The sequence below is a fragment of the Bacillus massiliigorillae genome, from assembly GCF_000380245.2.
Classification (GTDB): Bacteria; Bacillota; Bacilli; order Bacillales; family DSM-1321; genus Bacillus_AD; species Bacillus_AD massiliigorillae.
Genome location: NZ_HG428748.1, coordinates 12,369 through 25,662, shown reverse-complemented (window position 1 = coordinate 25,662; position 13,294 = coordinate 12,369). Strand labels below are relative to the sequence as shown.

12 protein-coding genes, 1 pseudogene and 1 riboswitch are annotated in these 13,294 nt (G+C 36.6%); of the genes and pseudogenes, 8 read left to right on the top strand and 5 right to left on the bottom strand.

Going from position 1 to position 13,294, the window contains the following annotated elements; genetic code table 11:
• Positions 1-169: 169 nt before the first annotated feature.
• The 8 genes and pseudogenes from TX86_RS27665 to TX86_RS24530 form a co-directional block, all read left to right on the top strand.
• Positions 170-235, top strand: a pseudogene (locus tag TX86_RS27665) (GMP synthase (glutamine-hydrolyzing)); the annotation flags it as partial.
• A gap of 129 nt (positions 236-364) precedes the next feature.
• Positions 365-1,006, top strand: coding sequence for a TetR/AcrR family transcriptional regulator (locus TX86_RS24560; protein WP_042353049.1), 642 nt, complete (start codon positions 365-367; stop codon positions 1,004-1,006).
• An 82-nt stretch (positions 1,007-1,088) separates the two neighbouring features.
• Complete coding sequence (locus TX86_RS24555; RefSeq protein ID WP_042353048.1) at positions 1,089-2,345, top strand: MFS transporter; 1,257 nt, start codon at positions 1,089-1,091, stop codon at positions 2,343-2,345.
• A gap of 302 nt (positions 2,346-2,647) precedes the next feature.
• Positions 2,648-3,751: a glycerol dehydrogenase gene (locus tag TX86_RS24550; RefSeq protein ID WP_042353047.1), complete on the top strand. Its 1,104-nt coding sequence runs from the start codon at positions 2,648-2,650 to the stop codon at positions 3,749-3,751.
• A gap of 143 nt (positions 3,752-3,894) precedes the next feature.
• Entirely contained in the window at positions 3,895-4,320 is a 426-nt protein-coding gene (locus TX86_RS24545) for a hypothetical protein (protein WP_042353045.1), read from the top strand.
• Positions 4,321-4,556: 236 nt separating this feature from the next.
• A riboswitch (purine riboswitch) is annotated at positions 4,557-4,658 on the top strand.
• 157 nt (positions 4,659-4,815) lie between these two features.
• Complete coding sequence (locus tag TX86_RS24540) at positions 4,816-6,147, top strand: NCS2 family permease (protein WP_042353044.1); 1,332 nt, start codon at positions 4,816-4,818, stop codon at positions 6,145-6,147.
• 343 nt (positions 6,148-6,490) lie between these two features.
• A complete protein-coding gene (locus TX86_RS24535; protein WP_042353043.1) occupies positions 6,491-6,853 on the top strand; it encodes a DUF3147 family protein in 363 nt (120 codons plus the stop codon).
• 15 nt (positions 6,854-6,868) lie between these two features.
• Positions 6,869-7,246, top strand: coding sequence for a DUF3147 family protein (locus tag TX86_RS24530; RefSeq protein ID WP_042353041.1), 378 nt, complete (start codon positions 6,869-6,871; stop codon positions 7,244-7,246).
• An 89-nt stretch (positions 7,247-7,335) separates the two neighbouring features.
• On the opposite strand, the gene TX86_RS24525 is transcribed toward TX86_RS24530, so the two are convergent.
• From TX86_RS24525 to TX86_RS24505, 5 genes are all read right to left on the bottom strand, one after another.
• Positions 7,336-8,115 (bottom strand): MurR/RpiR family transcriptional regulator, encoded by a 780-nt coding sequence (locus TX86_RS24525; protein WP_042353039.1) that lies wholly within the window; start codon positions 8,113-8,115, stop codon positions 7,336-7,338.
• A 143-nt stretch (positions 8,116-8,258) separates the two neighbouring features.
• A complete protein-coding gene (gene aguA, locus TX86_RS24520; protein ID WP_042353036.1) occupies positions 8,259-9,356 on the bottom strand; it encodes an agmatine deiminase in 1,098 nt (365 codons plus the stop codon).
• Between the two features lie 178 nt (positions 9,357-9,534).
• Positions 9,535-10,527: a carbamate kinase gene (arcC, locus tag TX86_RS24515; protein ID WP_042353034.1), complete on the bottom strand. Its 993-nt coding sequence runs from the start codon at positions 10,525-10,527 to the stop codon at positions 9,535-9,537.
• Between the two features lie 88 nt (positions 10,528-10,615).
• Positions 10,616-11,710 carry an agmatine deiminase gene (gene aguA, locus TX86_RS24510; RefSeq protein WP_042353033.1) on the bottom strand — a complete coding sequence of 365 codons (1,095 nt, stop codon included), beginning with the start codon at positions 11,708-11,710 and terminating at the stop codon, positions 10,616-10,618.
• Positions 11,697-13,106 (bottom strand): APC family permease, encoded by a 1,410-nt coding sequence (locus TX86_RS24505; RefSeq protein WP_042353111.1) that lies wholly within the window; start codon positions 13,104-13,106, stop codon positions 11,697-11,699. Before TX86_RS24505 ends, aguA (TX86_RS24510) begins: the two co-directional genes overlap by 14 nt.
• Between the last annotated feature and the right edge of the window lie 188 nt (positions 13,107-13,294).

The window sequence follows — 13,294 nt, the reverse complement described above, 5'->3', positions numbered from 1 at the left end:
TGTTCAAAAGATGTGCTTATATTTACGCTCAAATCCTTGTCATATCAGTTGAAAGCGAGCTTTTAACGTGCTACTATTGAGATATATTAATTTAGGGTAAAATGAGAATTTGTAAGTTCTTGTCAATTGGTGTGAAAGAGCTAAAAACGTTGATATAGCAATGTTTTTACCACACATCAACCGCGTTGTGTATGACATTACTTCTAAGCCACCTGCTACTATTGAGTGGGAATAGAACTAATTAAACCTCGGAACCTCAGGCTCCGAGGTTTTTTGCTATTTAAAAAGAAATACGCCCATTGACATCCAAAATCTGTAGTGCTATCCTTTAAACATACCAGTGGTATGTTTGGAGGATAAGCACATGGTTCGCAATAAAAACCCAGAAAAAACAATTGAACAAATCCTTTCTATTTCATATCGTTTATTCTTGGAGAAAGGTTATGAACAAACAACAATCCAAGATATTATTAACGAACTAGGCATGAGTAAAGGAGCCATTTATCATCACTTCAAATCAAAGGAAGAAATTCTGCATGCGATTGGTGATAAAGGATTTAATGAAAGAAATACGTTCCAAAAGTATAAAAATGTCGAGGATTTAAACGGATTGGAAAAAATCAAAAAAATCATTTGTGAAGAATTCAAAGCTAATGAAAAACAGCTGTTTGATAAGATGTCAATCTCTTTAGCTGACAATCCTAAATTCGTTAGTACATTACTACATGGGACAATGAAATATGGTGTACCTCTCTTTCAAGATTTAATCGAAGAAGGTAAAAAAGATGGCTCTATAACTGTAGAAGACAGTAAGAGCGCCAGTGAAGTTATTTTACTATTAAATAATATTTGGCTTAGCCCGATGATTATCAAAGAGAATGAAGAAGAGTTAGAACGTAAAATCATGTTCCTGAAAAATTTAACGGATCAGATGGGTGTACCATTTATGGATGAAGAAGTTTTGCAAGCAATGCATAGTTATTTAAAGACTGTATTTAAAAAATAAGCTGCCTTATTAACGAGGCAGTATATTATTTAGTATATACATACCGCCGGTCGGTTTGTTAAGGAAAAAGGAGATGTTTTTTATGCAAAGTAAACTATTCCAAAAAGATTTTACATTATTAGTTATCGGACAGATTATATCGTTATTTGGAAACTCAATACTTCGTTTTTCACTATCATTGTACGTGTTAGATGTGACAGGTTCTGCTACTGCTTTCGGAAGCATTCTTGCAATCTCAATGATTCCGACGATTTTGTTATCACCAATTGGTGGGGTGTTAGCAGATCGGGTAAATCGGAGAAATATAATGGTTTGTTTAGACGCTTTAATGGCATTAGTGTGTATTGTATTTCTTACGGTAGTAGGAAGTGATCATATTGTTTTTTTAGTGGCTGGTGTGATGATCATTTTTTCTATCATTCAGTCGATGTATCAGCCAGCTGTTCAATCGAGTGTGCCTATATTAGTAGAGAGTGAACATTTGTTGCAAGCGAATGGAGTCGTTGCTCAAGTGAACGCATTAGCCACATTTTTAGGACCAATTTTAGGCGGTATGTTTTATGGTTTCTTTGATTTAAAGGCGATAGTAATCGTTAGTACTATTGCATTTGGTATATCAGCAATATTAGAAGTTTTTATTCGTATTCCGTTTACGAAACAAGCATTTAATGGGAACGTACTTGATATGGTTGTGACGGATTTAAAGCAAGCATTACATTTTATAAGCAAGGATAATCCGATTGTTTTTAAAGTGTTATTAGTAGTTGCTGGATTGAATTTATTTTTCTCATCAATGTTAATGATTGGTTTGCCTTATTTGATTAAAATACAGCTTGGATTAAGTTCTCAGTTATACGGTATTGCGGAAAGTATTTTAGCGATTGGTGCCATTGCAGCAGGTCTTTTAATTGGTGTAGTATCGAAGAAATATAGCATTCAAAACTCGTATGTATTCATTTTATTAGGCGGAATTGTCTTAATTCCGATTGCAATCGTATCAGGGCTAGATGTACATCCGATGTTTGCTTATGTTGTCATTTGTTTGAGTACATTTTTATGTTTAGCTTCTGTTGGTATTTTCTCGATTTTTGCGCAGACGTTTATTCAGACGGAAACACCTACTGCTATGTTAGGTAAAGTAAGTGCGCTAGTTGGAACGATTGTTATGTGTTCGTATCCACTTGGGCAGTCGTTGTACGGTGTGTTGTTTGATCGTTTTTCAAATCAAGTGTTTGTGATTGTGTTATTTGCGATTATTGTGGAAGTGTTACTAGCGATTTTGACGAAGCGCTATCTAGTGAAGCTACAAGCGAAACCATTAAATGCAGTAAATGAATAATAAAAGAGGGGGGCTGTCCGAAAAGTGATTTTTAATCACTTTTCGGAAGCCTCTTTATGCTTTTAAGATGCTACATCCAATCGGTCAGTTAGGTCACTTGAATAGTTGATTTTTAGTACTTTTGAACAGGGTAAAACTTAACCTTAAAAGATCAAAGCATTCTTTTCTACATTCACTAACCAATATTCTAGATTTGACTTATGGGCCATCCTCTTTTTATTTTTTCGTTTGAGATAAGTTTGTACAGAAAGAAATCGGGGAACTACAAATGTTGAATATGGTTATTAGGAGGAGCTGGATATATGACAAACGTAATTATTTCAACAAGTAGGTATATTCAAGGTAAGGGTGAGCTTGAAAAGATTTATAACCATGTAAGTGCACTAGGCGATAAAGTATTTATTCTTGTAGATGCTTTTCTCGTTGAAACATTAGGTGGAACAATAAGAAAAAGCTTTGAGGAAAATGGATCACCTTGTACGATTGAAAAGTTTAATGGAGAATGTTCGAAAGTAGAAATTAATAGATTGTTAGAAGTAGCGAAGGATTATGATGTGATTATCGGTGTTGGTGGTGGAAAGACATTAGATACATCGAAGGCAGTAGCGTTTTATAAAAAGTGCCCTGTCGTGATTGTACCGACGGCTGCGTCAACGGATGCACCATGTAGTGCGTTAAGTGTTGTGTATACGGAGGACGGCGTTTTCGAAGAATATTTATTTTTACCGAAGAATCCAGATATGGTTATTGTCGATTCACAAGTTATAGCTAATGCACCTGTTCGCTTGTTTATTGCAGGTATTGGTGATGCGTTAGCAACCTATTTCGAGGCGAGAGCAACATTGAATTCGAATGGGAATACAATTGTGGGAGCAAAACCAACAAAAGCCGGAATTGCACTTGCAAAGCTTTGTTATGAAACAATCATAGAAGATGGTTTAAAAGCAACTTTAGCAGTAGAAAATCATACAGTTACGAAAGCTGTTGATAATGTTATTGAAGCAAATACATATTTAAGTGGTGTTGGCTTCGAAAGTGGAGGTCTTGCTGCTGCTCATGCTATTCATAATGGAATGACAGCGATGCCAGAAACGCATCATATGTATCACGGTGAAAAAGTAGCTTTCGGAACGATTACGCAGTTGGTACTTGAAAATATTGGGTCTGATGAGCTAAACCGAGTGATTGAATTCTGTGTGAGCGTAGGATTACCAATTACGTTAGGTGAATTAGGTGTGAAAGAGTTAAATGTTAAGCAACTGCAACAAGTTGCTGAAATTGCATGTGCAGAGAGCGACACAATGGGAAATATGCCATTTGATGTAAAACCAGATGATGTTGTAGCTGCTATGATAGCAGCGGATGCTTTAGGCAGACACTATCATAAAAAATGTGCATGTAAATAATCGAATATAAATACTGAATAAGAGAATGTCAGATGCTTGAACAATGCTGACATTCTCTTTTTTTATTTGTATGAATCAGGTTTACAAATAGGCGTTAAGTGAAAAGAAACTATATTGACAGAAAAAATGTAGGAGAGGTTTTTATGAGAAATAGAAAATTGGTGAAAACTTTAAATCTCATTTTGTTATTTTTTACAGGAATTGGAGCATTAACTGCAGGTTTCGGTTTTATTGCTGATCCTTCAGGACATGCAGTTGGAATGACGACAGATATTTTACCAAAAGAGATTTTTCCTAATTACATGGTTCCAGGTTTATTTTTATTCATCGTTATTGGGTTAGGTCAAACAATAACCGCACTGATTGCAATTAAACAGAACTGTGTGGACGTATGGAAATATATTTTCTTCATGGGCTTTGTATTAGTTGTTTGGATTGTTATTCAAGTTGCATTAATTGGTTTATTATCCGTTTTACAACCTATTTTTTTCTTGGTGGGGGTATTAGAGATGATATTAGCTGTTATGTGGAAGAAAACAGCATGGAGACGAAGTATATATCATTTTTAATATAGAAGGTTCATATAGAAATGCACGATTGGATGGGAATATTTCTTTAGGGAAGCTCATAAAGTAGTTCGTGACATTCCTAACATATACAAAAAATACCGTTTATTGGGTGGCTTGTTTGTGTCTGAATTGTGTGAAATAGAACAGAAGACGAACTTTAAAAGTTTCGGAACATTTAATGTTCGTCTTTTTGCTTGACTTTTAATTTTTGAGTTGGTACTATGATAACAGAAATTATATCAAACTATATATTTAGTCGTATATTCTTGGGGATATGGCCCAAAAGTTTCTACCAAGCTGCCATGAACGGCTTGACTACGATGAAATGTCTACCTATTATTCTAGTGATTTTCAATATATGAATCTCTCTATCGATAGGTATGTTTACTTTTTCATTGATTGTCATGCTCCGTTCTAGTTATAGACGGAGCTTTTTGTATGAGAAAAGGGATTCCAAAAGTATCTTAACGACAAATTTTCGGAGGGAAACGGAAAATGAAGAAGTATTTTGAATTTGATAAGCTAGGCACTAGTTATAGCCGCGAGATTATCGGTGGTTTTACAACTTTCTTAGCAATGGCATACATTCTTGTAGTAAATCCTAATGTATTAACATTAGCAGATATTGCGGACTTTCCAGATGCGCTTCGCATGGATAAAGGTGCCGTATTCGTTGCAACAGCACTAGCGGCTGGTGTTGGTAGTATTTTAATGGGATTGATTGCTAGATTCCCAGTTGCTCTTGCTCCTGGTATGGGTCTTAATGCGTTATTCGCTTACACAGCGGTATTAACGCTTGGTATACCATGGCAAACAGCTTTAACAGGCGTTTTAATTTCTGGTGTAATCTTCGTTCTTTTATCTCTTTCTGGTATTCGTGAAAAAATTATTAATGCTATTCCAATTGAGTTGAAAAATGCAGTAGGCGCAGGTATTGGTCTTTTCATCGCATTTATCGGTTTACAAAGTGCAGGAATCGTTGTTGCAAATCCTGCTACATTAGTAGGTATCGGTGATTTAACAAATGGTAATACATTATTAGCTATTTTCGGTGTTGTTATTGCGGTTGTTTTATTAACAAGAGGATTTAAAGCAGGTATCTTCATTGGTATGATTATTTCAACGATTGTTGGTATGTTTTGTGGCCTTATTCAAGTTCCTGGTCAAGTTGTTGGAGCTGTTCCTAGCATTAAACCAACATTTGGCGTAGCTTTTGAAGCATTTAAAGATCCTTCACAATTATTAAATGGTGATGTTTTAATTGTAATTTTAACATTCTTATTCGTAGCATTCTTTGATACTGCAGGTACATTAGTAGCTGTTACAAAGCAAGCAGGTATTATGAAAGGTAACACATTACCACGTGCCGGTAGAGGTTTATTAGCGGATTCACTTGCAATTGTTGCTGGTGCAATCTTTGGTACATCAACTACGACTTCATTCGTTGAATCAACTGCTGGTGTTGCAGCAGGTGCACGTACAGGGTTTGCGGCAATTGTAACAGGTATTTTAATGCTGTTATCATTGTTCTTCTTCCCATTATTATCAGTTATTACTTCTGCTGTTACAGCGCCAGCATTAATTATCGTTGGTGTTCTAATGGCTACATCATTAAAAGATATCGAATGGGATAAATTCGAAGTAGCAGTACCAGCGTTCTTTACAGTGGCAATGATGGCATTAACATATAGTATCGCAACAGGTATTGCAATTGGATTCTTATTCTATACTGTTACTATGGTTGTAGCTGGTAAAGCGAAGAAGGTACATCCACTTATGTACGTTTTATCATTAATATTCCTGGCTTACTTCATTTTCTTGAAATAAGTTTACTAGTAAAGCTCTTCTTATAGTCCATGGTGACTTTAAGAAGAGCTTTTTTGTTTCGCTGCCCAACCTTACACCTACTATGCTCGGTCATGTGCCATGCTCTTTGTTGATTTGAATTATAACAATAAATTACATTCAATGGTACAGTTTTGTAGACTTTTTACTGAAAATTGAAGTACTATAACGGAATTGCCAATTATACCAATAACTCATAGCGTTTCCTTATTGTAATGCGTGAAAATCAAATATCGTTCTGTTACAATGAGGAAGGATTAATTGTTACATACTTCACAATATTAAAAAGAGAGAAAGAAATCCAAAGCAAAAGAGGCGAAATTCATTGGTTGAATTATCTTTAAGTGCTTTATTAATTCGATTCTTGCTAGGGGGATCGGCTGTCGTGTTATGTACAATTGTCGGTAAGAAGCTAGGAGAACGAGCAGGGGGAATCTTTGCGGCATTTCCAGCTGTATACTTGGCTGCTTTGTTAACCGCTGCATTTGATTTTGACGGAGAGGCTTTGATTAATCATTCGATTGTATTGTCTAAAGGAGCCCTAATTGGCATGGCGATTAATATAGTCATTGCTATAATTGCTGGCCAATTATTAGTGAAGCAAGGCTGGAAGAAAGGTTTAACAAGTGCCATGATGTGTTGGGCAGTGTTTTCAGCTACAGTTGTAATCATAACATCACAGTTATAGGAGGGGCTTGTCGTTATGGATAATCGAGATTTAGTCATTCGTTTTCTACTCGGAGGAACGGCTGTGATGCTTAGTTATGTAATTACGGTTGTTTCACCTTGGAAATTGCTTGCTGGTATTTTTGCGTCTTTTCCAGCTGTTATGATTACAGCTGTGTTAATGGTTGGAATTAAATCAGGGTCGAAGAAGGCTTCTTATATCGCGAAAGGCTCTGTGTATGGAATGATTGGGTGCCTCGTATGTGTCATTACTGTCTTGGCTATTTTACAAGCAGGCGGTAGCTTTGCAGCTAGCATTATTATAGGTCTTATTTTTTGGTTAGGAAGCTCTGTTGGTATATCTTTCATAAAGTTAAATCGAAAGAGAGTTGTTGCCAGCAGTGCTAGGAAATAAAAAAACATCCAAATGATACATGTGCTTCGCATGCATCATTTGGATGTTTTTTTAGTAGATATGTAAGTGATTTAAACGGTGAGTGGTCATTATGTTAATTGGTGTGTATCCTCCATATATTGATATAGAATAAGCTCCATAATAGCGATGGTTGAAATACGGGAAGTGATATCTAATTGATTCATTTCAATTTCATCGGTGAAAATATATAAGTTAATATCACTTAAGTTTTGAATGATATTATTATCTGCTCCTGTGATAGAGATAATAAAAGGGCTGTTTTTAAGTGCTTGCAACTTTTGAGCTATTTGAATGAGTTCGCTATCCTTACCGTCATATGTAAATATAAATACAATATCCTCTTTGCCAATGTGTGGAATGACCGCTTGACGGTATTGTTGATCTTCAGGAAATTCCACTAGGAAACCGCTTGTTGAGTATAGATATTTCACGTAACGAGCTACTGTCTTACTTAGTCTTTTAGCAAAGATATAGATTTTAGGATGATTGCGTAATTTTTTTGAAATGGTGTCAATTTTTGTTGTTTCCAATACGCGCACAGATTCTATAATATTTTTTAAATACTCCTCTCGATATTTTTTTTGATCTACTACAAATGGAGAGGGCTTTACTTCTACTTTATTAAATAAAGTAAACTTTAAAACAGTTGTAAATTCGCTATAACCAGAAAAACCTAATTTTCGGACAAAACGAAGGAAAGTTGTCGTTGAAACAAAACACTCTGCTGAAACTTCACGAATACTTTGATTTTTAATAGCGTCCATATTTTTAACAACAAAGTCGAATAAAGCTCTTTCATTTCTTGTTAAGGTTTCTACATTTTTGCTAGAAATTTCAAAGAAATCCATTCTAGCCCTCCTTAATATAAATACATGATATCATTCTCATGTTTCTGTTTAAGATAAAACTTCTATTAAGATAAAACTTCTACTTGGATGTGTAGCCGTTTTTGAAAAGGTTTCAAAAACGGCTTGTTTTATTGTGCCTCGCATTATTTCGCTCTTTTTGGTACGTTTTGTGTAATGCAGTGTATGTTTCCGCCACCAAGTAAAATTTCTCTTGCCTTTACACCCATTACTTTACGATCAGGATAGAGTTGTTCTAATAATTTTTGTGCATCTTCATCCTTCGGGTCATCGAATAAAGGGAAAATAATCCCCCCGTTAGCTGTATAGTAATTTACGTAACTTGCAGCTAACCGATCTCCTGCTTGTCTAGGGAACGTACCATTAATGGCATCAATCCCTTTACTTTCTTCTTCTGTAATCAGTACAGGTGTTGGACAGTGCAGTTTATGTATAATAAATGGTCGACCTTGTGCATCTACTGAATTCATCAAAATGTCTTCACATTCTTTAGATATCTCATATTGTGGGTCGTTTTGGTCATCTGTCCAAGATAAGACGACTTCACCAGGTCGTACATAGTTGATGATATTATCAACATGCCCGTTTGTTTCATCTAAGTAGCAACCATGTTTTAACCAGATGATTTTTTCGACGTTAAAGTATTCTTTTAAGACAGCTTCGATTTGTGATTGTGATAGCTGACCATTTCTTCCTTCTGATAGAAGGCATTCTTCCGTCGTGATGAGAGTACCTTCACCATCTACATGGATGGAGCAGCCTTCTAGAATAAAATTCTCTAAAGAGTAGCAGTCAATATGTTCTAATTCGCAAATTTTTTGCGCCATTAAATCATCTTTATCCCAAGGAAAATATAGGCCATCTAATAAACCACCCCATGCATTGAAACGCCAATCAACACCGCGGAGCTCTCCATGATGGTTGATAAGAAAGCTAGGACCATAATCACGAATCCAAGAATCATTATTGCTCATTTCAACGACGCGTATATGATCAGGTAACATGTTTCGTGCATTTAAATATTGATGGTGAGAGGTTAACATCGTTACGGGTTCAAATTGACTTATGGCACATGCAACTTCTACAAAGCAATGCTGTGCCGGCTTGCCTCCTAACCTCCAATTATCTGGACGCTCTGGCCAAATCATATAACATGCTTCATGTTGTTCGAATTCGCCGGGCATCCTAAACCCATCTTTTTTTGGTGAGCTATTTAATAGCATAGTGAATCTGCTCCTTCCAAGCCTTCTGAACATTTTCTATTTTAGTATAATAATAGTTTTTTAGAAAAAAATAGAGATTTTATGAATAAAAAAGGACACTATGGAAGTGTCTTTTAAAATACGGAGCACGCGGCCCTTTTTCTTTTCTATTGAAAAAGGACCGGTGTCATTTTTTTCTTTAATACAGAGTAATAACTGTTCCTGCTCCTTCATTTAACATAGCTTCAATATTTTCAAGAGATGTAATAATTGCTTTTCCTTGAGGACGATTTCTTACAAATTCAATGGCAGCTTCTACTTTAGGTAGCATACAGCCAGGTGCGAATTGGTTTTGTCTAATATATTCTTCTATTTGTGCGACTGTTACATGCTCTAGTTTTTCTTGGTTTGGTTGATTGTAATTGATATAAACGTTATCAACGCCTGTTAAGATTACTAATAGGTCAGCATCTACTAGTTCTGCTAGTTTTTGTGACGCAAAATCTTTATCGATGACAGCTTCTACACCTACTAAATCGCTTCCATCTTGGATAACCGAAACGCCACCTCCACCTACAGAGATTGTTACGATGCCATCTCTTACAAGTTGGTCGATAACGCGATGTTCATGAATGCTGTGTGGGCGAGGGGAAGGAACGACTTTTCTCCAGCCACGACCAGCGTCTTCTTTGAAGATGGATCCGTTTTTTTGCATTTCGTATTCAGCTTCTTCTTGTGTAAAGAAAGGGCCGATAGGTTTAGTTGGATTTTGGAATGCAGGGTCATTTTTATCGACAATGACTTGTGTAATAATCGATACAGCATCCTTTTGGATGCCATGTTTTTTCATTGCTTTACCAATTGCGTTTTGCATCCAATAGCCGATGCTTCCTTGTGTCATAGCAACACATGAATCAAGCGGCAGGGGAGGGTTTTTCTCAGATTTACCGGCTATTTGTTGGAGTAATAAGTTACCCACTTGTGGTCCATTACCGTGAGAAATGATTAAGTCATGACCTTCCTTAATGAATTGGACTAAATACTCGGCTGTTTTATTTAGAGCTTCTTGTTGAGCCTGAGCGGATGCATCGGTTGAAAGAATGGCATTTCCTCCAAGAGCAACGACAATTCTTTGTGTTACTGTTTGTACTTTAGGTCTTTCTGGAGCTATAGCTGTAGCAGTTGGTGTCATAATGAAGCCTCCTAATTTGTATTATGATTAAATGAACCATCAGTGAAGGACACTGATGGTTATTGGTATTTTTATTTAGTTAGTTGAATTAACCCAGTGGCACTTGCTGTGTAATACAGTGAATATTGCCTCCACCAAGTAAAATTTCGCGTGCAGGTACACCTATAATTTCACGGTCTGGGTATAGTTCTGCTAATTTTTGACGTGCTTCTTCATCTCTAGGATCATCGAATAATGGGAAGACTACGCCGCCGTTTGCAGTATAGTAATTGATGTAACTTGCTGCTAAACGGTCTCCTTCTTCTCGTGGAAGGGTACCATCAACAGCATCGACACCTTCACTTTCTGCTTTTGTAATTAAAATTGGTTTTGGTACATGAATTTTATGAACTTCTAATTTACGGCCTTTAGCATCTGTTGAATTGCTTAAAATGTCATAGCATTCTTTCGAGATTTCATATTGTGGATCATTCACATCGTCTGTCCAAGCTAACGCTACGACACCAGGACGAACATAGTTAACGATATTGTCGACATGACCATTTGTTTCATCTAAATAAATACCTCGTTTTAACCAAATAACTTTTTCAAGATTTAAGTATTCTTTCAATACTTGTTCAATTTGTTCTCTTGAAAGTTGAGGGTTTCGACCTTCAGATAATAAGCATTCCTCTGTTGTAATTAGTGTACCTTCACCATCAACGTGAATAGAACCACCTTCAAGAACGAAATCTGGTAGGCGATAACGATCGCTCATTTCTAACTCACAGATTTTTTGGGCAACTTGATCATCTTTATCCCAAGGGAAGTATAAGCCGTCTTCAAGACCACCCCATGCGTTAAATGTCCAATCAATTCCACGAACATCGCCTTCATCATTTACAACAAAAGTAGGTCCGGAATCACGTACCCATGAATCGTCATTGTCGATTTCAACTACACGTACTTGTTCAGGTAACATGTGACGAGCATTAGCATATTGCTCGCTTGATGCTCCAACTGTAACTGGTTCGAATTTAGAAATCGCTGTTGCGACATCAACAAATACTTTTTGTGCTGGTTTTCCACCTAGACGCCAGTTATCAGGGCGTTCTGGCCAAATAATGTAACAACCACGGTGTTTTTCAAATTCTCCTGGCATGCGGAATCCATCTTTCTTTGCTGTACTATCAATGACTTTCATGTTCTACCTCTCCTTTTACCTGATCTTTTGTCTCAACGCTTTGTTTTTGTCTTCTTGCAATCTTGATGCAGATTTCACCTATAATTACGGCTAAAACAGAACCAATTAAAATCGGTATTTTTTCATCCATTTCGGCAGCTGATCCGTTTAAAGGTACTGCAGAGAAAATCAATGTAATGATTAATAACACCATTGGTACGTATGTCATTAGTCTAATTAGAACTGGCCCACCAGGAACTTTAAATGGACGTTCTCTGTCAGGGTCAATTCGACGTAATTTAAGGAATGCAGGGAACATCATAATATAAGATGCTAGAAGTGCTACTACATTCAATGCGAAAAATGCCCAGAAAATATTTTCATTCGGAATTAAAGGAGCCGTTACAATTAATACAGATGCAACGATACCGTTGATGATACTTGCTCCAACTGGCATATCATTTTTCTTGCTTGTTTTTCCAAATGCTTTAGGTAAATCATTATGACGAGCTGCATACATTGCTACATAGTTTACTCCAAGTGCCCAAGAGATAAGGTTTGCTGCAAGTGTATACATAAACATAATACCTATGATGATGACAAATGGGTTAATGCCACCAAGCATAATGATGAAGCTATCAACTAAACCACCAGAAGTAGAAAGTTCGCTTGTAGGAATAGCTGCTCCCATACCGAATGCTGCAAGTAAATAGAAAACAGCAATTAAAACTCCACCATAGATAATGGCTTGTGGAATTTGTTTTTTGGGATTTTCCATACTGCTTGCGAATGAAGTTACTACTTCAAAGCCTAAGAAATTAAATAGAATAACAGAAATGAAAGACAAACTTGTTACATCAAAACTTGGTAATAAAGCTGCACCAGAGAAATCATTAGCAAGTCCATTTGTGAATGCGAAATAAATACCAATTCCACCAAGGCTAAGCATAATGATTAATTTACAGAATGCAGCAGCATTCAGAATCCATTTACTGTCGCTGACTGGATAGCAGCTAACCATAACAACAGCCCAAACAAAGATTAACTGAATGGCAATATTAACAGGCGTGCTAAGATTAATTGAGAAAATCTGCTTGAATACTTCCATAAATAGAACAGCTAAGCTTGCCATCCAAAGCGGGTAGTTAATCCAATATAGCCAAGCAACGCGAGCGCCCCAACTTTTACCGAAGGCTCTTTTTACCCAATCATAAATTCCACCTTCGTCATCGTATGTAGTTCCAAGTTCAGCGGAAATTAAACCATAAGGTAGGAAGAATAGTCCTAGCATGGCGATCCACCAGAAGAATTGTGAAGAGCCGATTGCAGCTGCTGGTGCGGCAGATTCTACAACTAAGATAACAACAACGGCCATTAATACAGCATCAAATAACCTAAATTTTTTCTTTTGCAAAATGCCCACTCCTTTTTTAAGTGGGGGGAGGGAAGTGTAGTTTCCCTCTCCTCATTATTTGTGATAGAAAGCGTAAAATTAAGTGTGGTGTCTAGCTCCAGCCTCCAGCAACTAGTGGACTTCACACTCCTCCTTACGATAAGTCAACATCGAATCGCTTATCAGCTCTTCGTGTATCCTTTATCTCGTTC